The organism is Parasphingorhabdus sp., from assembly GCF_048269915.1.
GTDB lineage: Bacteria > Pseudomonadota > Alphaproteobacteria > Sphingomonadales > Sphingomonadaceae > Parasphingorhabdus.
Window position 1 is genome coordinate 266,395 of sequence record NZ_JBLWTY010000001.1, and the last position, 20,423, is coordinate 286,817.

25 protein-coding genes, 1 tRNA gene and 1 pseudogene are annotated in these 20,423 nt (G+C 55.7%); 21 read left to right on the forward strand and 6 right to left on the reverse strand.

The genetic code is table 11. From position 1 onward, the window contains the following. Positions 1 to 19: 19 nt before the first annotated feature. Positions 20 to 226, reverse strand: coding sequence for a 30S ribosomal protein S21 (gene rpsU, locus ACN0WX_RS01260; RefSeq protein WP_067197663.1), 207 nt, complete (start codon positions 224 to 226; stop codon positions 20 to 22). Positions 227 to 482: 256 nt separating this feature from the next. Between rpsU and ACN0WX_RS01265 the strand changes: the two genes are divergently transcribed. The 4 genes from ACN0WX_RS01265 to ACN0WX_RS01280 all read left to right on the forward strand — a co-directional run bounded on the left by ACN0WX_RS01265 (position 483) and on the right by ACN0WX_RS01280 (position 3,133). After that, positions 483 to 1,247: a class II aldolase/adducin family protein gene (locus ACN0WX_RS01265; protein ID WP_417620461.1), complete on the forward strand. Its 765-nt coding sequence runs from the start codon at positions 483 to 485 to the stop codon at positions 1,245 to 1,247. A gap of 99 nt (positions 1,248 to 1,346) precedes the next feature. After that, the gene (locus ACN0WX_RS01270; RefSeq protein WP_417620462.1) at positions 1,347 to 1,886 is read left to right on the forward strand and encodes a (2Fe-2S)-binding protein; all 540 of its coding nucleotides are present in this window, start codon (positions 1,347 to 1,349) and stop codon (positions 1,884 to 1,886) included. Between the two features lie 117 nt (positions 1,887 to 2,003). Next, positions 2,004 to 2,354, forward strand: a complete 351-nt coding sequence (arsC, locus tag ACN0WX_RS01275; RefSeq protein ID WP_417620463.1) for an arsenate reductase (glutaredoxin) — start codon at positions 2,004 to 2,006, stop codon at positions 2,352 to 2,354. Positions 2,355 to 2,401: 47 nt separating this feature from the next. After that, on the forward strand, positions 2,402 to 3,133 hold the full coding sequence (locus ACN0WX_RS01280) for a ParA family protein (RefSeq protein WP_417620464.1): 732 nt from the start codon (positions 2,402 to 2,404) through the stop codon (positions 3,131 to 3,133). Positions 3,134 to 3,148: 15 nt separating this feature from the next. On the opposite strand, the gene ACN0WX_RS01285 is transcribed toward ACN0WX_RS01280, so the two are convergent. After that, positions 3,149 to 5,518 carry a putative bifunctional diguanylate cyclase/phosphodiesterase gene (locus ACN0WX_RS01285; RefSeq protein WP_417620465.1) on the reverse strand — a complete coding sequence of 790 codons (2,370 nt, stop codon included), beginning with the start codon at positions 5,516 to 5,518 and terminating at the stop codon, positions 3,149 to 3,151. Between the two features lie 87 nt (positions 5,519 to 5,605). Beyond that, positions 5,606 to 7,336 carry a fatty acyl-AMP ligase gene (locus tag ACN0WX_RS01290; RefSeq protein ID WP_417620466.1) on the reverse strand — a complete coding sequence of 577 codons (1,731 nt, stop codon included), beginning with the start codon at positions 7,334 to 7,336 and terminating at the stop codon, positions 5,606 to 5,608. Positions 7,337 to 7,521: 185 nt separating this feature from the next. On the opposite strand from ACN0WX_RS01290, the gene ACN0WX_RS01295 reads away from it, so the two are divergent. The 5 genes and pseudogenes from ACN0WX_RS01295 to ACN0WX_RS01315 form a co-directional block, all read left to right on the forward strand. Next, entirely contained in the window at positions 7,522 to 8,040 is a 519-nt protein-coding gene (locus ACN0WX_RS01295; protein WP_417620467.1) for a regulatory protein RecX, read from the forward strand. 225 nt (positions 8,041 to 8,265) lie between these two features. Further along, complete coding sequence (locus ACN0WX_RS01300; protein WP_417620468.1) at positions 8,266 to 8,796, forward strand: cold-shock protein; 531 nt, start codon at positions 8,266 to 8,268, stop codon at positions 8,794 to 8,796. 17 nt (positions 8,797 to 8,813) lie between these two features. Continuing rightward, on the forward strand, positions 8,814 to 9,311 hold the full coding sequence (locus tag ACN0WX_RS01305) for a DUF192 domain-containing protein (protein ID WP_417620469.1): 498 nt from the start codon (positions 8,814 to 8,816) through the stop codon (positions 9,309 to 9,311). A gap of 84 nt (positions 9,312 to 9,395) precedes the next feature. Continuing rightward, on the forward strand, positions 9,396 to 9,803 hold the full coding sequence (locus ACN0WX_RS01310) for an NADH:ubiquinone oxidoreductase subunit NDUFA12 (protein ID WP_417620470.1): 408 nt from the start codon (positions 9,396 to 9,398) through the stop codon (positions 9,801 to 9,803). Between the two features lie 185 nt (positions 9,804 to 9,988). Next, a pseudogene (locus ACN0WX_RS01315) lies at positions 9,989 to 10,240 on the forward strand (DUF2155 domain-containing protein); the annotation flags it as partial. 35 nt (positions 10,241 to 10,275) lie between these two features. On the opposite strand, the gene aat reads toward ACN0WX_RS01315, so the two are convergent. Beyond that, positions 10,276 to 11,160, reverse strand: a complete 885-nt coding sequence (gene aat, locus ACN0WX_RS01320; protein ID WP_417620471.1) for a leucyl/phenylalanyl-tRNA--protein transferase — start codon at positions 11,158 to 11,160, stop codon at positions 10,276 to 10,278. Between the two features lie 186 nt (positions 11,161 to 11,346). Here aat and ACN0WX_RS01325 point away from each other — a divergent pair, with 186 nt between their 5' ends. The 3 genes from ACN0WX_RS01325 (at position 11,347) to ACN0WX_RS01335 (ending at position 12,473) form a co-directional block, all read left to right on the forward strand. Further along, on the forward strand, positions 11,347 to 11,742 hold the full coding sequence (locus ACN0WX_RS01325) for a YbaN family protein (protein ID WP_417620472.1): 396 nt from the start codon (positions 11,347 to 11,349) through the stop codon (positions 11,740 to 11,742). A gap of 237 nt (positions 11,743 to 11,979) precedes the next feature. Further along, a tRNA-Trp gene (locus ACN0WX_RS01330) sits at positions 11,980 to 12,055 on the forward strand. A gap of 28 nt (positions 12,056 to 12,083) precedes the next feature. Further along, positions 12,084 to 12,473, forward strand: coding sequence for a VOC family protein (locus ACN0WX_RS01335; protein WP_417620473.1), 390 nt, complete (start codon positions 12,084 to 12,086; stop codon positions 12,471 to 12,473). Positions 12,474 to 12,476: 3 nt separating this feature from the next. Here the strand turns inward: ACN0WX_RS01335 and ACN0WX_RS01340 are convergent, their stop codons facing one another. Further along, positions 12,477 to 13,085: a TetR/AcrR family transcriptional regulator gene (locus ACN0WX_RS01340; RefSeq protein ID WP_417620474.1), complete on the reverse strand. Its 609-nt coding sequence runs from the start codon at positions 13,083 to 13,085 to the stop codon at positions 12,477 to 12,479. A 110-nt stretch (positions 13,086 to 13,195) separates the two neighbouring features. On the opposite strand from ACN0WX_RS01340, the gene ACN0WX_RS01345 reads away from it, so the two are divergent. The 9 genes from ACN0WX_RS01345 to ACN0WX_RS01385 all read left to right on the forward strand — a co-directional run bounded on the left by ACN0WX_RS01345 (position 13,196) and on the right by ACN0WX_RS01385 (position 18,955). Continuing rightward, positions 13,196 to 14,083, forward strand: a complete 888-nt coding sequence (locus ACN0WX_RS01345) for a phytanoyl-CoA dioxygenase family protein (RefSeq protein WP_417620475.1) — start codon at positions 13,196 to 13,198, stop codon at positions 14,081 to 14,083. 47 nt (positions 14,084 to 14,130) lie between these two features. Then, complete coding sequence (locus ACN0WX_RS01350) at positions 14,131 to 14,823, forward strand: DsbA family protein (RefSeq protein ID WP_417620476.1); 693 nt, start codon at positions 14,131 to 14,133, stop codon at positions 14,821 to 14,823. After that, complete coding sequence (locus tag ACN0WX_RS01355; RefSeq protein WP_417620477.1) at positions 14,817 to 15,392, forward strand: DsbA family protein; 576 nt, start codon at positions 14,817 to 14,819, stop codon at positions 15,390 to 15,392. Before ACN0WX_RS01350 ends, ACN0WX_RS01355 begins: the two co-directional genes overlap by 7 nt. Before the next feature lie 143 nt (positions 15,393 to 15,535). Beyond that, the gene (secE, locus tag ACN0WX_RS01360) at positions 15,536 to 15,730 is read left to right on the forward strand and encodes a preprotein translocase subunit SecE (protein ID WP_323798702.1); all 195 of its coding nucleotides are present in this window, start codon (positions 15,536 to 15,538) and stop codon (positions 15,728 to 15,730) included. Positions 15,731 to 15,760: 30 nt separating this feature from the next. Continuing rightward, positions 15,761 to 16,297, forward strand: a complete 537-nt coding sequence (gene nusG / locus ACN0WX_RS01365) for a transcription termination/antitermination protein NusG (protein WP_067197598.1) — start codon at positions 15,761 to 15,763, stop codon at positions 16,295 to 16,297. Positions 16,298 to 16,467: 170 nt separating this feature from the next. Continuing rightward, positions 16,468 to 16,899, forward strand: a complete 432-nt coding sequence (gene rplK, locus ACN0WX_RS01370) for a 50S ribosomal protein L11 (protein ID WP_417620478.1) — start codon at positions 16,468 to 16,470, stop codon at positions 16,897 to 16,899. A gap of 4 nt (positions 16,900 to 16,903) precedes the next feature. After that, the gene (gene rplA / locus ACN0WX_RS01375) at positions 16,904 to 17,605 is read left to right on the forward strand and encodes a 50S ribosomal protein L1 (protein WP_417620479.1); all 702 of its coding nucleotides are present in this window, start codon (positions 16,904 to 16,906) and stop codon (positions 17,603 to 17,605) included. A gap of 106 nt (positions 17,606 to 17,711) precedes the next feature. Beyond that, entirely contained in the window at positions 17,712 to 18,491 is a 780-nt protein-coding gene (locus ACN0WX_RS01380) for a transglutaminase-like domain-containing protein (protein ID WP_417620480.1), read from the forward strand. Positions 18,492 to 18,574: 83 nt separating this feature from the next. Further along, on the forward strand, positions 18,575 to 18,955 hold the full coding sequence (locus ACN0WX_RS01385; RefSeq protein ID WP_417620481.1) for a GFA family protein: 381 nt from the start codon (positions 18,575 to 18,577) through the stop codon (positions 18,953 to 18,955). Between the two features lie 124 nt (positions 18,956 to 19,079). On the opposite strand, the gene ACN0WX_RS01390 is transcribed toward ACN0WX_RS01385, so the two are convergent. Next, the gene (locus ACN0WX_RS01390; protein WP_417620482.1) at positions 19,080 to 20,396 is read right to left on the reverse strand and encodes an alpha/beta fold hydrolase; all 1,317 of its coding nucleotides are present in this window, start codon (positions 20,394 to 20,396) and stop codon (positions 19,080 to 19,082) included. Between the last annotated feature and the right edge of the window lie 27 nt (positions 20,397 to 20,423).

The following is a 20,423-nucleotide window of genomic DNA, read 5'->3' on the forward strand; positions in this document are numbered from 1 at the left end:
GAAAAATGAGCCGAAGCGCCTAGATCAGGCCGTCGCGTTCCATCCGCTTGCGGTCCATCTTGCGAGCACGGCGCACGGCAGCAGCTTTTTCGCGCGCACGCTTTTCGGACGGCTTTTCATAATGGCGACGAAGCTTCATTTCGCGATAGACACCTTCCCGCTGCAATTTTTTCTTGAGCGCCCGGAGGGCCTGATCAACATTATTGTCGCGAACCATGATTTGCATAAGACTGAATAACTCCGTTCAAAACTGTAACCAAGCCGGGCAAAATCGGGACCGGCTGAATATTTAAAAAGCCATAAAAAAGGGTTTGCAGCAGAATCATTCTGCTTCAATCTCGGGCCGCCTATCAATTTCTTTGCGGCTAGGCAAGCTTTTCCACGTTTTTATGCGCGAATGAAACGCGCTTTGCATTCGCCATTCTGCGACTGTGCTATAGAATGGCCCTGCCGATAGAATGCACCGATTCGAGGAGAGAGAAATGGCCACCGCAATCAATATCCAGTCCAGCTGCAGCGAAAAAGAATGGGAGGCCCGCCAGCGGCTCGCGGCCTGCTACCGGATATTTGCCTATCTTGGATGGGACGAGATGATCTTCAATCATATCACGCTCAAGGTTCCCGGAGAGGACGACGCCTTTCTGATCAATCCCTATGGTCTGCATTTCAGCGAAGTCACCGCCTCGACTCTGGTCAAGATCGACATCGAGGGCAACACGCTCGACGGCTCGACCTACCCGGTCAACAAGGCCGGCTTCACCCAGCACAGCCTGTTCCACCGCGAACTGCCGGATGTCCACGCGATCATCCACACGCACACCACCGCCACCATGGCGGTCTCCTCGGTCGAAGGCGGGCTGCAGCCGATCAACTTCTACGCCGCCGCCATCGTCCCGCGCCTCGCCTATCACAAGTTCGAAGGCATCACGGTGCACGAGGACGAGGGTCCGCGCTTTCTCGCCAGCCTCGGTGACAAGCGGATGATGATGCTCGAAAATCACGGACCGGTAGTGATGGGCCGGACATTGGAAGAAGCGTTTCTCAACCATTGGGTGCTGCAACGCGCCTGCGAAATCCAGATGCAGACTCTGGCGATGGGCAAACCGGTGATGATTGGTGAAGAGGTGATCAGGAAACATCTTGCCAGCCTGTCCGAAGCTTCGATCGACCCCCTGCAACAGGGCGTGCCGGAATTTGACGCCATGGTGCGACTGGTGGACGCGCAGGACCGAAGCTGGCGGGAGTAAAGGACCGATCGCGTCATGCTGAACTTGTTTCAGCATCTCTTATTGCATATGCCCCCGCACGAGACCCCGAAACAGGTTCGGGATGACGAGTAAAGCCCGATGACCAAATTCACCGTCAATGACCGCCCGGTCTGGTACCGCATGGATCCGGACACGCCTTTGCTCTGGGCGCTGCGCGACGCGTCCAATCTTACCGGCACCAAATATGGCTGCGGCACGGGCGATTGCGGTGCCTGCATGGTCGAGATCGATGGCGAGGCGATCCGCTCCTGCCTGGTCACGATTGGCGAACTGGAAGGCCGCTTTGTCACCACGATCGAAGCGCTGTCACGCGATCGCAGCCATCCGGTGCAGCAGGCCTGGGCGGCAGAAAATGTCCCGCAATGCGGCTTCTGCCAGTCGGGCATGATCATGGCTGCGGCGGTATTGCTGAAGAAAAATTCCAATCCGTCCAAGGCCGCGATTGACGAGGCGATCACCAATATCTGCCGCTGCGGCACCTATCCGCGGATTCGCGAGGCAATCCAGCGCGCCGGCCGCGTCGCGCGGGGAGAAGCGGTGCTCAGCGCCGCACCGCCCCCGGGCATCGATCCCGAAGATGCCGCCAAGGCGGTTCCGGCGCTGACACCCAAGAAATAAAGCCATCGCGATTTGTCATCATACGCAACCAGAGAATTGTCCGTGCGCCGGATTTTTCTTTGAAACAGTCGACAATCTGGTGTTTATGGCAATTTTTCGCCAAAATAGGAGAAGATCATGAAAGCGACAATCTGGCACAATCCGAAATGCGGTACGTCCCGCAAGACATTGGCGATCTTGGAAGAAACGCCCGGCGTTGACCTGACAGTGATTGAATATCTGAAAAATCCGCCCAGCCGTGCCAAGCTGGAACAATTATACAGCGATGCTGGCATGACCCCGCAAGAAGGCCTAAGAGTCCGCGGTTCACCGGCTGAGGAGCTGGGGCTGACAAAAGATGACGCGACGGCCGATCAGATATTGGATGCCATGGCGCGAGAGCCAATGCTGATCAACCGGCCATTGGTCGAAACCGATAAGGGGGTCAGACTGTGTCGTCCTCAGGAAATCGTGCAGGAGATAATCTGAAACGATTTTCTTTCGGCGGATTGCATTGAAAACAACCGGGAAAGACAATGTCGGTAATCGCAATTTACAGTATGAAAGGCGGCGTCGGCAAAAGCTGTACGGCCGTCAATCTGGCGTGGAATAGCGCTGTCGGCAGCTCACGGCGGACTTTGCTCTGGGATCTTGACCCGCAAGGCGCTGCTTCCTTCATTTTAAACGGCGACAAATCGGAAAAGGACCGCGCCCGCGCAATGGTCGCTGGCGATGTCAAACCGGGCAAGTTGATCAAACATACCGCGATAGAGAATCTCGATCTATTGGCGGCAGATGTCTCGCTGCGCGGCCTCGACCGGCTGTTTTTTCAGATCAACAAAAAACGGCATCTCGGAAAATTGCTCAAGGAAATGGGCAAAGGCTATGACCGGATCATCCTCGATTGCCCACCCGGTTTGACCGAGACAAGCGAACAGATTTTACGCAATGCCGATATTGTGATCGTTCCCGTCATTCCTTCCCCCTTGTCGGAACGGGCGCTCACCGATGTTCAAATATTCCTGAACAGCAGCGGCAAGAAACACGCCCCGATGCTGCCAATATACACAATGGTCGATCGGCGGCGGACCATCCACAACGAGAGTTTGATTAGAAAACCCAAATGGCCCGTTGTCCCGATGTCGAGCGCCGTTGAACATATGACCAAATTGCAAAAGCCGGTCGGCAGCTTCGCGCCGCGCAGCCCCGCTGCGCGGGCCTATGCCAGAATTTGGCGCGGAATAGAGAAACGACTGGCCAAAAAATAGCCGACATGAACAAGTCTAGGCGGACTTTTTATTGTGCTCCAGATTGTCGCCTTCGAACGTGCGGAACAATTGCCTCGCGTCATGCGCGATCATCGGCCGGCCGAAATAATAGCCCTGAATTTTTCGGCACCCGAGCTTGCGGATCATCTTCACTTCTTCTTCTGTTTCCGCGCCCTCGGCGGTCGTAGACATGCCAAGACTGTCTGCCATCGCCACCACAGCGCGGATGATGGCAAGGCTTTCCGGCGCGTTTTTCGCGGCCCCCTGAACAAAGCTGCGGTCAACCTTGATCGTTGAAAACCGCGTTTTGCGCAAATAGCCGAGTGAGGAATAGCCGGTGCCGAAATCATCGAGCGACAGATTGATGCCCAATGCAATAATCTTGTCGAGCATTTCCGTAGCACCTGTGGCCTCGTGCACGAAGATGCTTTCGGTCACCTCGATTTCCAGGCGATTTGCAGCCAGTCCGCTTTCTTCGAGCGATGACACGACCATATCAAGGAAATTCGGTTCAGTCAGTTGGTCCGCCGATACGTTTACGGCAACCTTTATCGTGGATGGCCACGCCATCGCTTCCTGACAAGCAGTGCGCATGACCCATTCGCCAATCGGAACGATCAAGCGCGCCTCTTCCGCCAGCGGCACAAACTTGGCTGGCGAAACAACGCCAAACTGGGGACTGGTCCAACGGAGCAGCGCTTCAAACCCAACGACCCCGCCCGACTCTGCGCTAACCACCGGTTGGTAGTTTAACGACAATTCGTCATTTTCCAGCGCCTTGCGCAATGCCATTTCCATCACGCGCCGCTCTTCCGCATCAACGTGGAGCTTCGGTTCATATTGGGTATATGCACCGCCACCCTGATCCTTGGAGCGATATAGAGCGAGATCGGCACTGCGCATCAACATCTCGACCGTCCGTCCGTCACGAGGGCCGATCGCCATGCCGACACTGGCACCTACATATAATGTATGCTGATCAATTTCATAAGGCCGTGAAAGCGTATCGATGATCTTTTTTGCCAGCAGTTCAATATATTGGGTGTCGCTCGCTTCGTTGACCACGATGGCAAATTCATCACCGCCCAGACGACCGCACAGCTCGTTCTCGCTCATGATCGAACGAAGCCGGTCAGCCACCCGCCCCAGCATCCGGTCGCCGACCGGATGCCCAAGCGTATCATTGACCGCCTTGAAACGATCAAGGTCAATCATCATGAAGCCACAACGGCCGTTCCATTTTTCGGCAGTCGCCATTGCCTTTCCTACAGCCTCGGTCAGCTGCAACCGGTTTGGCAAGCGGGTAAGCGTGTCAAATCTGGCCATGCGCGAAATTTTATCAGCCGATTCGCGCTGTTCGGTTATATCCGACCCAACACCGCGAAACCCGTGAAATACACCGCTGTCATCAAGCTTGGGCGAAGCGGACAATTCCCACCAGCGGTTCTCTCCATTAATCTGGACGGGAATCAGCATGTTGCTGAAGCTATCGCGTCGCTTTAGCTTGTCCGCGAGTTCGTGCAGGGCGGTAGAGAAATTTCCGCTTTCCCAGGATTCACCAGCGACCAGTTGCAAAAATGGCTTGCCTTCGATCTCCTCCTGAGACTCGCCCAGAGCATGCGCAAATCTCGGAGAGACATGCGTGATGCGCCGCGCTGTGTCAGTTTGCCAAAGCCAATCGGCACCGGTGTCCTCAAATTCCTTGAGGAGCAGGCTCACCACCTCGCTTTTCTCGTTCAGGCTCGCTTCCGCGACCTTGCTGTCCAGGAATGACCGACCGGTCATCAGGCAAGCGGAGATCAGCAAGACTGCAATGGCACCTGTTGCCACCGCCATGGGGAGACTGCCAATATAATACCAGCCGAAGAACATCGCCGCGCTTGACGAGGAAATGAACAAGATGCTGCTGAGCGGAACAGCGGAGAATATCATCGCCGACCCCACCATCAGGCAGATTATGGTCGCCCAGACCGGTATCATCGTCATATTGTCGGTGTTGAACGAAAACAGCAAAAACACCGCACCCCATAGCGAACCTCCCGCCAGTGAGGTGAGATAAATTATGGTCATATCAGAGCGATTGATACTTTTTCGCTGCCACGATGCCTGTTTACGCAACAGGAAATGAGAATAGATATAAAGCGCGCTCAACACAGCCAGCCAGAGACCGAGAAACAAAATATCGATCCGGCCAATTCCCCATTGCACAGTCAAAAGGCCGCACACCATCGCGGAGATAATTTTCAGCAGACTATGTTCTTGGATTCCGTTGAACTGCAGCGCACGAATCCGCCCCCAATCAACATCTTTGGGGTCCGTCAGGCCCAGCAAGACGCTAAGCGGAATATTCCGGAGCAAATCGGAAGGGGCGATATTTTTAAACACCGCTCGTGCTTACGCCAATAATCTTAGCGAAAAGTAACGATCGGCTCAATTATTTTACATTTTCCGATTCATAAGTCTCACCCGAGATCAGGCAGCGATCGCATAGGGCTGGATATCACCTGAAAGATAGAGATTTCGGGCCTTCGCGCGGCTCAACTTCCCGGAACTTGTCCGCGGCAAGGTCCGCGGTGGCACCAGTTCGATCACACAATTCATCCCGGTGATAGCTCTAACCTTTTCCCTGATCTCGTCGCGCAGCCGCAACCGTTCGATCTCGTCGGACGTCCGGCACTGAACCAGGACGGCGGGCGTTTCTTCGCCGCCGGGCGTCGTGATCGCAAAAGCGGCAATGTCACCCGCCTTGAAACCGGGCAGTTGTTCAACCGCCCATTCGATATCCTGTGGCCAGTGATTTTTGCCGTTGATGATGATCATGTCCTTGGCCCGACCGACAATGTACAAATAGCCGTTCGAGAGATAGCCCATGTCACCTGTATCAAGCCAGCCATCAATCAGACAGGCATCGGTGGCGTCCGGATCACGGTAATAGCAATCCATTACCGCGGGGCTTTTCATCCACACTTTACCGACCGCTTTTTCCGCCAGCACCGCTCCGTTTTCTTCACGGATCTCAAGCTGGGTGTCGCGCACGGGCTTGCCACAGTTGACGATCGCACGGAAACGCTTCGGCCGGCTACCATCGCTCTGTTTCTCGCCGGAAAGCTCGGTTTCTTCGACGAGTTCGACTTCCATGCCTTCGCCTGATGGCATCAACGTTACCGCCAGCGTCGCTTCGGCCAGACCATAGCTGGGTAAAAAGGCCTTGGCGTTGAAGCCCGCAGGCGCAAAAGCATCGGTAAACCGCTGCATCACATCGGGCCGGATCATGTCCGCGCCGTTGCCGGCCAGCCGCCAACGGGAAAGATCAAACCGTTCCTGCACATTGGACTGGCTGCCAATGCGCCGTGCACAAATTTCATAACCGAAGGTCGGCGAGAAGCTGCAGGATGTACCCGGATTGCGGGTAATCAGATCGAGCCATGACAACGGCCGCCGCGCGAAATCTGCGGTCTTGAGATAATCGGTCGAAACCTGGTTCGCGACCATCGACAGGAAGCAGCCGACCAGACCCATGTCGTGATAAAAAGGCAGCCAGGAAATACAGCGATCGGTACCGTTAATCAGCATGCCATGCGCGTGCGAACCTAGATTGTGCAACAAGGCCTTGTGGGAAACCGCGACTCCGTGGGGAAAGCGGGTCGATCCACTGGAATATTGTAAATAGGCAATGTCGCTGCTTTGGGCTGCGGGCAACGCGACATCCGGCGCATCCTGCTCGGAAAATGCATCCCAGCCAAATACCGGAATGGCCCGCGATTGGCCGGCCGCGCCTGCCAATTCAGAAATCTCGTCGGGGAACAGCAACAAAGCCGGATCACAACTGTCCAGTTGGACGCCGATCTGGTCGACATAGCTTTCCTTGCCGCCAAACGACGTCGGCAACGGCAGCGGCACGGGCAACGCACCGGCATAGACCGCACCAAAAAATAGCGCACAGAACTGGGGCTCGGTATCGGCAATCAGCGCAACCCGGTCGCCCGGCTTGATGCCGGCAGCTATCAGCCGTTTCGCCGCCGCCAATGCGTCTTCGCGCAGCTCACTGAACGGATAGACCCGAACGAGGGAAGCACGGGCATCGTGAAAGTTGAAACCCTTTTTGCCTTGCGCAGCATAATCCAGCGCTTCTCCCAGCGTATCAAAGTCCGAGAAACGCCGTGGCAGATCATCCAAGGTGGGGGTTGCTGTAAGTTCAGTCATTGAATATCCATTTCCAGAAGGGCCAGCCTTCCTAAAAACCAATCTTTCGCTTTAAATAAGGGAGCTTGATGTGCATGCGACCTCCCTTGCACTTCTTCAACCACTTCATTGATTACCTCAGGCGTTTAAATTTCGACCCGACTGTGGCACAAAAAGGGCAAACGTCATAGCTGAAGGCCAAACCGTTGAAAAACAGCGTTAAAACGTTAAATCACGAGAGCTTGCATCGGCTCGCTATACGCTATGTTGAACGATATGCAACGAGCCGGAAAAAACTGGCGGGCTATCTGCAACGGAAAATCCGCGAAAGAGAATGGCAAGATACCGATCCTCCGGCAGTCGAAGAACTGGTCGAGCGTTTCTCCGAACAGGGCTATGTCGATGACGCGCTATACGCCCAGAACAAGGCTTCTTCCCTTGCCCGTCGAGGCTATGGCACACGACGGGTTTCGCAGGCACTATATCAGGCGGGCATCGATGAAGAGGACGGGCGCGAAGCGTTCCGGATCAGCGAAGCGAACAGATGGATCGCAGCGGATAAATTTGCCAGCAAACGAAAAATCGGCCCCTATGCCGAAACCCAGCAGGACGCAGACAAATGCCAAAAACAATTACAGGCCTTTTTGCGTGCGGGTCATGACTTCGATTTGGCGTCACGTTTTGTCTTCGCAAAACCCGGTGAGGAAGTAACAGTAGAAGACTAGTTTCTTCCGCTATTGACTGGCCCGATATCTTCTACGCCATGAATCGCTAGTTTACAAATATTGTGATATAAGCCAAGCGCCGAGTCGAAAAGTAGTAGACTCATGATTTAGTTTCGTTTTGTTCGGAGAAGCATCTTGGCAAGCTTATATGCGGGATCAGCCACCGCGAATAGCCAAACGGCCCCTCCCAGCGAGGACGCTAATTCATCAGCTCATACGGAACCGTTGCGCGCCAAAGGCCGGGTAAAATGGTTCGACAGCCATCGCGGCTTTGGCTTCATCGTTCCTGAAAGCGACGCTTCTCACGATCAGGGCTCTCCCCCCCAATCGGATATTCTGGTTCACTGGAGCCTGCTCGAGTCCCAGGGCAAGCGGGAATTGCCGGAAATGGCAGTCGTCACATGCGAATATGTGGTCGCGCCCAAAGGATTACAGGCGACAAAAATTCTCGACATTGATCTTTCCAATTGCGAGTCACGAGAAGAAACCCTGACCACATCGGGCGCGCGTCAGGCGCTGCACATCGTTGATGATGATTCCGCATTTACGGCCACTGAAGTAAAATGGTTCAATCGCGCCAAAGGCTATGGTTTTCTGGTTTGCGGTGCTTTCGAGGGCGATATTTTCCTGCATATGGAAACGTTGCGTGACGCAGGAATTGTGGAAATCATACCGGGCCAGCAATTGCTGGCACGTATCAGGGACGGCGATCGCGGACATATGGCCGTGCAAGTCTGTCTTCCACCCTTAGACTGAAGCAGAAACGCGTCCCCATGCACAAGATATCAAAAGCGGGCGCTGTTGCCCTGTTGCTCTCCGTTATTGGCCTGTCTGCATGTTATGCGCAGACCGGCGAAGCCACTGCGAACAATCCGCAAAGCGAACTGCCCTTATCCGAGGCGGGCCTCAAACAGGTCCCGTTGAGCATTCAAACGTCGGACGCGACCCACCGCTTTGTTGTCGAAGTCGCGCAAAGCGGAACCCAGCAAGCGCAAGGCCTGATGTTCCGGACCCGTTTGTCGCCCGACAAGGGCATGATCTTCCCTTTTCCAGCAGACCGTGTGGCGAGTTTCTGGATGAAGAATACCGTCATTTCGCTCGATATTATTTTCATCCGCCGGGACGGAACGATCGAATCAATTGCGGCCGATACTATTCCCTATTCACTTGATCCGGTTCAATCCAGTGAGCCGGTTGCGACGGTGCTGGAAATTGCAGCTGGCCGGGCCAATGAACTGGGCATCCGGCCAGGTGACATTGTGACTTGGTGAGAAGGATCTGCACATCCCCAATCATCCGTCCCGTTTGACATTTTTTCATTGCGGAGCGCATGGCTGCGGGGCTAAGCGAGCGCCATGAGCATATTGGCGCAAATATTCACTTGGTGGGACGGTGCAACAATCGGCACGGCCCTGTTCAGTGCCCGCAAGGGCAAGCGTGTCGGCGAGGACGTGTTCGGCAATATATATTATCAGTCCAAAAAGGGCGGTTCCAGCCACCCGGCTGGACAACGATGGGTCATTTATAATGGATCCAATGATGCCAGCAGGGTGCCGCCCGAATGGCACGGCTGGCTCCATCACAGCTATGACGAGATTCCCGAAAGCCATTTGCCGCAACCGCGCATTTGGGAAAAAGAGCCAAGCGGAAATCTAACCGGTACACCGCGGGCCTATCGCCCGGCCGGCGCTCTGGAAAAGGGCGGCCACCGCGCCGCAGCGACCGGGGACTATGAATCCTGGAACCCCGCCGAAGCGGAATGATGGGCATTCTGCGCCAATCGAATATGCTCACGATGCTGGCGGCGACAATCCTGCTGGCCGGGTGCAGCTGGTTTGCCAGCGACGATGTCGACGAAAAAGCCATCGGCCAGGCCGCCGAGAAAGCCGAAGTAGCGGCAACCGATGGTGATCTGGTAGCCTCGGCAACCGATCAGATCGGGACTCCAATGGCCGAACGCGTGGCAACGCTCGGCTTTCTCAACAAGCGCAACGGTCTCACCAGAGATCTTGAGTTGCGGCCGGGTCAATCGATCCGGATCGGCCGAGCGATTGTCCGCCTGCGGGCCTGCGAACGCACGGCGCCATGGGAATTAACGCCCGAACAAGGCGCCTTCGTCCAGCTTCTGGTCAACGAGCGGCCACCCAACCGGTCCGGCGAGGACCAGTGGAAACGTGTTTTCTCCGGTTGGCTGTTCCGGGAATCGCCTTCACTGAACGTCGTCGAACATCCAATTTATGACGTCTGGGTCAAAAGCTGCGCAATGAGTTTCCCCGGTGAAGAGAGTCCGTCCGAAGATTCGGTCAATCCCACCGCTCCGCGTACGTCCTCGTCCAATCTTGCCAACAGCGTGTCGAGCGCGCCGAATGAAACCGTTCCGGACGCGACGGCTGCACCAGTTCCCGCTGCCAGACCAGCGCCGCCCGCAGCCCGGCCCGCGCCAGCATCGAACCCGGTATCAAACCCGGCATCAAACAACGCCCCGGAAGACTTGATCGGTGATCTGATCGGCGAAATTGAAGATGGTGAGTAATCACGCACCTTTTTAAGCGCTTCCAGATAGTCTTGCTGGCTGATTTCAATCGCGCCCAGTGAGGCGAGATGGCTGGTCATGAACTGACAATCGAGCAGACGAAACCCCCCTACTTTCAGGCGTGCCACAAGCCAGGCCAGCGCAACTTTCGACGCGTCACGACGACGGGAAAACATGCTTTCGCCGCAAAATGCGCCCCCAATGGCCAAACCATAAAGACCACCGACGAGAATGTCCTCACCGCTCTCCTCATCCACCTGCCAACATTCGACGCTATGGGTATGGCCGAGCTGGTGCAGCCTGTTAAACGCCTCTTCGATGGCGGCGTTTATCCACGTCTCTTTGCGTTCCCCTTTTTCCTCCGCACAGATAGCAATCACTTTGGCGAAGGCGAGATCGGTCGTAACCCGGAAACGGTCAGCGCGGATGGTTTTGCGCAGCGAACGCGACATCCGGAAATTATCGAGCGGAATAATCGCCCGCATTTTTGGTTCAACCCAGAAAATGTCCGGATCATCACGGGCATCGGCCATCGGAAATATTCCCGACGCATAAGCTTTCATTAGCAGGTCGAGATCAATGGGCATAGATGTTGAATAGCCGGGTCAGCGCCATTCGCACAGACTGAAATTGACAATTATTCTATCCTCCATATCGGGCGTTCCCGATGGAGAAAACCGGTGAACCCGGCGTGGCCTGGCGGAAATGTCGTCGGCGGATCGTATCGCACCAAATTGGTCGGTCTTCATCGTAATTCATGATACAGCGCGATCATGAAACGGCAATTCTATCTGACAGCAGGACTGGCTTCGGTGGCGCTTGGCAGCATCGGCGTTATTTTACCGCTGCTGCCCACGGTGCCGTTTATGATTCTGGCGGCGTTCTGTTTCGCCAATAGTTCGCCGCGACTCGAAGCGTGGCTGCTTGATCATCATGTCTTTGGCAATCATATCCGAAATTGGCGGGATCGCCGGGCGATTACCCGTCGTGGCAAATGGGCGGCGACGGTCGCATTCGTGATCAGTTGCGTGATTGCGCTGCTCTTTGTTGCGCTGCCATGGAGCCTTGTGCCCATTGCTGCGGCCTTGATCAGTGGCAGCTGGATCTGGACGCGCAACGAACCCGAAAGCGAAAAATTGCCCGTCCGCTCCCCTTCGCAGAAAGAATAGTGTTCCTATTTGTCGAATCTGATATTCTGGCGTCACGTTCCACCAACGGGCTGATCGCTTGATCAAGGCCGATGAAACGGAACCGGACGAGATATATACACCACAATGGCAAGTGGCCGACTGACGCCTCTCCAGCGCGGCGTTTTCGCCCGCTGGGAACAAACCCGCTTGCCGAATGCATCGCGGGACGCTAAGGCGCGCGAACCGGCTGTTTCGCAAGGATGGTACAGCCCGTATAGGAGTGTAGCTCAGTTGGTAGAGCATCGGTCTCCAAAACCGAGGGCCCACGGTTCGAGTCCGTGCACTCCTGCCATTTCCTTCTGCCTGGCATCGAAAACCGCATGACCCAGTTTATTTCCGCCGTCACCCTGATCGTCCCCGATTATGATCAGGGGATTGAATTTTATGTCGGCCTGATGGGTTTTGAGCTGATCGAAGACACGCCAGTTACCGAAGACAAGCGCTGGGTGCTGGTAGCACCCCCGGGCAGCACCGAAACCCGGCTCTTGCTTGCCCGCGCAACCAACGAAGCCCAGGAAGAAGTGGTTGGCGAGCAAGCTGGCGACCGGGTCTTCCTGTTTCTCGAAACCTATGATTTTGATAGCGATTTTGCGATCATGCAACGCGCCGGAATCGACTTTCTCGAAGACCCGCGCGAGGAAAATTACGGCAAGGTGGTCAAATGGCGCGATCCGTTCGGCAATAAATGGGATCTTATCGAGCGCTACTAGAGCCTATCGTTCAATCTCCAGTGCCCCGGCGATCACACCCCATATCTGGTGAGTCAGCTTGGCCGGATCCGGCCGCGGACGCATGCCCATTGCGTGCATGATCCCACTGCGGATCGCGCCGGTAATGGCAGCGCCCGCAATCGCCGGGTCAATATGGCTGCCGATATCCCCCCGTTTGATGCCCGAGCCGATGTTGCGAATCGCCATTTCGATCATCTCTTCATGGCGCGCAGATTCGACCGCAGCCACCTGCCGGGTTTGCGCCATTTTCCCGAGAATGACCGGCGCCATCGGGTCATTGTAGAGAAATTCGACAGCGGCCTTCAGCCGATCTTTCTCACGCACACCCCACTGGATATCGGGATCAATATACTGGTTCACAACCGCATTGTAGCGGTCATAAAAGGCGTCGATAATGGCGCTCAGCATCCCGGATTTTGAGCCAAAATAATGATAGGCGAGCCCAACGGATACATTGGCTTTTTCGGCAACCTGACTCATTTCGAGCTCGCCATTATTGGCGCGCAAAATCTCTTCTGCCGCAGCCAATATGCGGGCAGCACGCATCACCTTGTGATCGGACCTTTCCGCCGTTTCCTGTCTCCCGTTCATATCAAGCCTTCCGCACACACCCGCCGTTGATTGATCCTAGTGCGGATTTGAATTGAATTCAATTCAAATCCGCACTAGTATTGGCGATCGTCAAATCACGGAGCATGTCCATGAACATCGAAAGCAGGATTGATAGCGCGACCGGGGATCTGTCCCCCTATCTGAACGGGCGCAGCTTCGAAGATGCCTGGCAGCAATTTCAGGACGAGGGCTATATCATATTTGAAAATCTGCTTTCGCCCGAGCAGCTGGAAATCCAGCGCGCCGCTCTCAAGCCATGGATCGACGCCGACATAAGAGGCCGCAACATTTTTGAAGGCGCACAATCGAATCGCATTTACGGAATGCTCGACAAGGATCCGGTGTTCGCCGATCTGATCTCTCACCCGCTGCAGCTGGCTTTTGCCGAACGCGAGCTGGGCGAAAGCTGCCTGCTCTACGCGTGCCTCGCGATCAATCTGCATCCCGGGGAGACCGCACAGCCCTGGCATTTTGACGACAGCCATTGTGCGCTGCCCCGGCCCCGCGATCCGCTCAGCCTGTCGACCTTCTGGTCGATCAGCGACACGACCGTGGAAAATGGTGCCACCGAGATCATCCCCGGCAGCCACAAATGGGGCGAGGAACAGCCGGTCGGCGCCAATCGCGGTTCCGATTTCCAAACCGGACTCACCGACAAAAAGGACGACAGCAGGGACGATCATCCCGACATGATCAAGGCGGCCATGCCGGCCGGTTCGCTGATGATCGCCAAGGGCACCTTGTGGCATCGCGGCGGTGCCAATGAAGCCAATGAACCCCGCCTCATCGTGACGCCGCAATTTTGCAAGGGCTGGTGCCGCCCGCTCGAGCAGCAATTGCTCGCCGTTTCGCCGGAAAAAGTGGCAAAATTGCCAAAACGCGTGCAGGAACTGCTCGGCTATAATATCCATGCCCCGTTCATGGGCTACGTCGACGGAATGCATCCGAGCAAGAAACTGGCTCCCTGGGCTGACTGACGACGGGGTGGTAGCATGATTTGGCTTCAGTCTGGGGGGGATGCCATATGAATGCCATGGAAAGTAATGCGCCCCTCATTGTCTATATCGACATAAAAAGCCCCTATGCCTTTGCTGCGATCCGGCCGACGCTGGCGCTGGAGCGATCGCTCGGTCTGCGTTTCGACTGGCGACCGTTAACGCTCGATATCCCCAGCTATCTGGGCTCGGCGCGCAAGAGCCGGGGCAAGCTGGTTGAAAGCACCCGCAGCGCGAGCCAGTGGGAAAGAGTGCGATATGCCTATCGGGACGCCCGCCGCTATGTCGAGCGACAGGGGTTGATGCTCAAGGGGACAGAGAAAATCTGGGACTCTTCCGTCGCCAATATCGCTATTTTATGGGCTATGCAGACGGCCCGCGACCGGCTCGGAGCCTATCTCGAAACGGTTTATCCACCCTTCTGGCGGCGGGACCTCGACATTGAAGATGTCGCCATAATCGAAGCCTGTCTGGAGCAGGCTGGCATCGACTCGACCGGCTTTGCCGCCTTCCAGCAAGGCGAAGGCCGCGCCGCGCATGACGCCCTGCAATCGCAGCTTCACCCGAGCAGCATTTATGGCGTCCCGACCTATGTTTTTGACGGCACGATCCTGTTTGGCCGCGAGCATCTGCCTTACGTCCGCTGGCACTTGCAGGGACGGAAAGGCCCCGCACCGGATATAGCCTATGAATTTGACGGTATGGAGGAACAGCCATGCTAACCGTTTTTATCGATTTCAAGTCGCCTGCTTCCTATCTTGCGCTTGAACCGACACTGGCACTGGCCAGCGAAGCCGGTGTGACTGTGGAATGGCTTCCCTTTCCGGTCCGCCCCTTTTCCATCCCCGCAGAGCAAGCCGACGAGACGGTCGGCGAACGGCACCGCCGCGTTCGCGCCATCGCCCAGCGCGAAACCCATTTGCATTATGCAGCGGTTCAGGGACTGCCCATGTATTTTTCGCAAACACCCGCCGGCAGCGAGACAGCCCTGGCGGCATTGGCCGGCATGCAGGGCGATCCCGTCCCGTTCCTGCGCGCCGCTTTTGCCGGTTACTGGACCGCGCAAGCGGACCTGGACGACGAGGCGGTGGTCGCCGCCTTGCTGTCCTCGGTCCAGACGGATCTTCCGAACGTGACAGCAGCGCGCGCAAAACTGGAGTCCATCCGGACCAGGGCTGCAGAATCGGGGGTTTTTGAATCGCCAACCTATCTCGTTGCCGACCAGATGTTCGTGGGGCGGGAACATCTCCCGTGGATCGGGTCGCTGATCGCCGCAAAACTGGGGCAGTAAATTGCTACTCTTTTCTTGCGAAATCGCGAATCTGCGTCTAAAGGGCTGGTTCTTTCCGAAATCATGCATATATCCGACCCCGGTCAAACGACTGACCCCCGGAGTTTATGCGGACACCGGCGAGAATATTTAGGGAATCAAGCATGGCGAAAGTCAATCCAGGCGAATTCATGAATCAGGTCAAGGCCGAGACCAACAAGGTCGTCTGGCCGACATGGCCCGAGACCGTCCGTACGGCGATCCTCGTGCTGATCATGACGACGATACTCGGCCTGTTTTTTCTGGGCGTTGATTCAATTTTTAACGGGATTGTCGGCTGGCTCCTGAGCCTGGCTTAGGCGCCCCCATAGATTTTTTAGGTTATTCGCATGGCACGCTGGTATATCATTCACGCTTATTCGGGCTTTGAGCACAAGGTCAAGGAAGCCATTGAGGCGGACGCGAAGCGCCTTGGCCTGACCGAACTGGTTGAGGATATCGAGGTCCCGACCGAAACTATTACCGAAGTCAAGCGCGGCAAGAAGATTCAGTCGGAGCGGAAATTTTTCCCCGGCTATGTGCTGGCCAAGCTGGAAATGACCGATGATGTTTATCACCTGGTCAAGAACCAGCCCAAGGTAACCGGCTTCCTCGGCAGCAGCGGCAAGCCACAGGCGATCAGCGAAGCCGAAGCCGCACGCATTCTCAACACCAAGGAAGAAGCGGCCAACGCTCCGAAGGAACGGATCACCGTCGCATACGAAATTGGCGACGAGGTCAAGGTCAAGAGCGGCCCGTTCAACAGCTTCAACGGCATTGTCGAAGAACTGGATTTCGACAAGAACAAGGTCAAGGTTTCCGTGTCCATTTTCGGCCGCGCAACCCCGGTCGAACTGGACTTTGGCGAAGTCGACCTGATCAGCTAGTTTTCCTGTTCCGGATCAAGTCCGGAGCACCACAGAATTTGGCGGCTTTTAGCCACCGAATACCACCGCGGGAGGAAGTTTCGACTTCTGCTTGACCGCTTAATTTGAGGTTTCGGAGACCCGCTCATCCTGAGCTTGTCGAAGGACCGAAAGAATGAAAGGACAGCCAAATGGCTAAGAAAATTGATGGTTATATCAATTTGCAAGTACCTGCCGGTATTGCAAATCCATCCCCGCCGATCGGCCCAGCATTGGGTCAGCGCGGCGTCAACATCATGGAATTCTGTAAGGCGTTTAACGCGGCTACGGACAAGCTCGAAAAAGGCACTCCGATCCCGACCAAGATTACGGTCTATGGTGATCGCAGCTTTACCTTCGAAACCAAGACACCGCCGGCCAGCTATCTAATCAAGAAGCTTGCCAAGCTGAAAAAAGGTTCAAGCGAGCCTGGCAAAGTGTCTGGTGGCTCAATCAAGGCTTCCCAGATCAAGGAAATCGCCGAAACGAAAATGGCTGATCTGAACGCCAATGATATTGACCAGGCGATGAAGATTATCGCCGGTAGCGCCCGCTCGATGGGCATCGAAGTGGTGGAGGGATAAGACCATGGCGAAACTCTCCAAAAAAGCAAAAGCGATCAACGAAAAAATCGACCGCGAAAAACTCTACAGCATCGATGATGCGATCAAGACGCTGAAAGAATTGGCTTCGGCCTCGAAGTTTGACGAAACGCTCGACGTTGCGATCAACCTCGGCGTTGATCCCCGTCATGCTGACCAGATGGTTCGTGGCGTGATCTCGCTGCCAGCCGGAACCGGTAAAACAGCGCGCGTTGCCGTCTTTGCCAAGGATGCGAAAGCAGACGAAGCCAAAGAAGCTGGCGCAGATGTTGTTGGTGCGGAAGACCTCATGGAAGCCATGCAGGGCGGCGATCTCAACTATGACCGGGTCATCGCGACCCCGGACATGATGGGCGTTGTCGGTCGTCTCGGCAAGGTACTCGGCCCGAAAGGCCTGATGCCGAACCCGAAACTCGGCACGGTAACCCCGAATGTCGCGCAAGCGGTCAAGGACGCCAAGGGCGGACAGATCGAATATCGCGTCGAAAAAGCCGGCATTATCCACAATGGCATTGGCAAGGTCAGCTTCTCGGAAGCCGATCTGCGCAAGAATTTTGATGCGCTGGTCAACGCTGTCGTCAAGGCGAAGCCAGCCGGTGCCAAGGGCAAATATGTTCGCAAAGTCGGCCTGAGCACGACCATGGGGCCAGGCCTCAAGGTTGATCTTGGCGAGATCGAAGGCGCCTGAATGGCTCCCCGTCGCCCCGACCAAAATCGGGATGGCATCATAAGATATTGATAAAGGCCGGGCGCGATCCCGGCCTTTTTTCGTTCGCAAGATCACAGGAACCGAAATGCCAAAATTGCAGATCAGCACCGAGCTTTCTTACCGCCTCGCTGCGCCCTGCACGATATTGGTTCAGGTTGAGGCAGCGGCAACATCCGACCAGAGCATTGAACGCAGCCACACCGCGGTCGGCGCTGCCCATAGCCGAACCGTGATCCCCGCCCATGATAACATCGGCACCCGGTTCTGGACCGTCCAGCAGGAACAACTCACAATCTCCTATGATGCGCTGGTGAAAATTGACCGCGCCGTCCCGGATTTTGCCACCCTTCCCGCCACGCCCCTCTGCGACCTGCCGGGCGAGGCCGTGCCCTATCTTTTCAACTCGCTCTATTGCTCGGTCAGCGCCTTTGACCAGCTGGTAACCGGCGAATTTTCCGGCCTGAAGGATGGCCCTCTGGTTGCCGCCATGGCGGATTATGTCCAACAGATGATGAACTATGGATCAGATCGCGACAACGTCCAGAGCAATGCCCAGCAGAGTTTCGCCGCCCGCAAGGGTGTCTGCCGCGACTATGCCCATATATTGATCAGCATGGCCCGCGCCGCTGATATCCCGGCGCGCTTTGCCAGCACCTATGCCCCCGGCGTCCAGCCGCAGGATTTTCACGCCGTCGCCGAGGTTTTTCTGGATGGCCGCTGGCATCTCGTCGACCCCACCGGCATGGCAAAAGCATCGGATATGGCGGTCATCGGCATCGGCTGCGATGCTGCCGACGTGTCCTTTCTCACCGCTTTTGGCAGCATGGATATGGTCGAGCAGCGGGTGAACGTAACACGCATCTGACGCCTTTGGCGGAACATTCCCCCTTCCAAAGTGGAACCAGTTTCCCTTATGGCTATTGCCGGTCTACTTTCCGGGAGGACAAAATGCACAAGGGATCCTGTCTCTGCGGCGCGGTACAGATAACGGTCGAGGGCGACCTGCCCGAGGCCGACGCCTGCCACTGCACCCAGTGCCGCAAGCAATCCGGCCATTACTGGGCCTCGATTGATGTCCCGACCGGCGCCGTGACCATCAAGGGCGAAGAGCATGTCCGCTGGTACCGGTCTTCGGAAAAAGTGCGTCGCGGCTTTTGCGACACTTGCGGCGCTTCGCTGTTCTGGGACCCGATCCACCACGACAAGATCGCCATTGCCATGGGCTGTTTCGACAAGCCGACCGGCACGAAAATCTCGAGCCACATCTTTGTCGCGGACAAGGGCGATTATTACGAGATTGAAGAAGGGGTGCTGCAGCGGGATCAGTGATTGCGGGATCAGTGATTGGGGCATTTTACCGAATGACGTCCTAATCCCGGAAAATGACTACTACGCTTTTACACAGCGACACGGTCGATACCGTCACCGGAAACGTCATTCGTTCATTTATCTTCTATAAATTTTTTGTAATGGTTGAGATAACCCGATCAGGATATTGATAGAGCAGCAATTGCCCGCCATCCGGGAATGATTCGAAAGTCGCGCCGGAAAGATTTGCAGCAAACTCACTCGCCGAGTCGTGTTTCACGGTCGGATCATGTTCGCCATGCATCAGGATCGTCCGACATTTCCATGGACCAACATCGCGAAACCAGTTCGTTGTCACAATCGACGCATCAAGGCGAAAACCTTCATATCCTTTCAATACCGACCAGCGATATTGACGCGCAAGTATGTCGTACAAATCTTGGCGTTCGATCAATTTCCGGTCGGCGCTGCCGCGCCTGAACAACGCATTTAGAAAGCGATAATACTGGTTGGAATCGATCTGAGATATTCCAAGCCGCAGCAGAGGTGGTAGAAGTTCGGGCCGAAACTTTGCTGTTAGTGCGACAACCTTTTGCCGAAGCGACATGGCTTGAATTTGCTTTACAGACCGTATTGGAACCGCACCCGAAACATTGATGATTGCAGACGCGCGATCACCGACGGCGCTTGCTAAAGGAAAAGCATATGCGCCACCCGACAGGTGCCCCAAAATGGTGAAGCGCTGCAAGTCGAGCCGATCGGTAACATAGACGAGGTCGTCGGTGATCTGCCGTTTGGCCTTCTCGCCTGAACTGTGGACCGGACTCGAATTTCCAAACCCCGCGCGAGCGGGGCAAACGAATTTCAGGCCAGAGGCTTCCAGCGCCTTGGCCATTTGAATGGGGCCACCAAAGGCGTCCATCATCCCATGGAGAAACAATATGGGGGCGCCATTCTCGTCACCAAAGTAACGAATCGACATCTCGCGCCCATCGGGCAGAGTGATATGATCTATGCTCTGCTGCGGGTCTTGCTTGCCCTGTTTCACATCCGACTGGGCAATAACCACTGAAAACATCAGGATGGTACGCACGAGATCCGCCTGAGTTTTGGAATATGTCTTGCGAAACACCGATTTGAGTTGCACCCGGACCGTCTCGACGGACCGGTTCTTTACCTTTGCGATCTGGCCGAGCGAATTGCCTTGAACAAGTAGTTCACTCAATTCCGTTTCGGCTGGCGTAAGCTGGAATATTTCCATCACCTCTTCCCCCAGCTTCTGCGACCAGGGAATTGCAAGGGATCGCAACATCAGAACCTTCCGCCGCCCTGCCAATTCATTGGCGGCAGAGACCGTCAGATATAATGTCGGTTTCCGCCGCTCTTCATCTGCGGGAAGCGTGATCAGGGTGACGAATTGCCCTTGACGGTATTCGTGGGTCTTACGCAGGGCCTGCTTCAAACGACCGGCTGAATCGGCGTCGCTGGC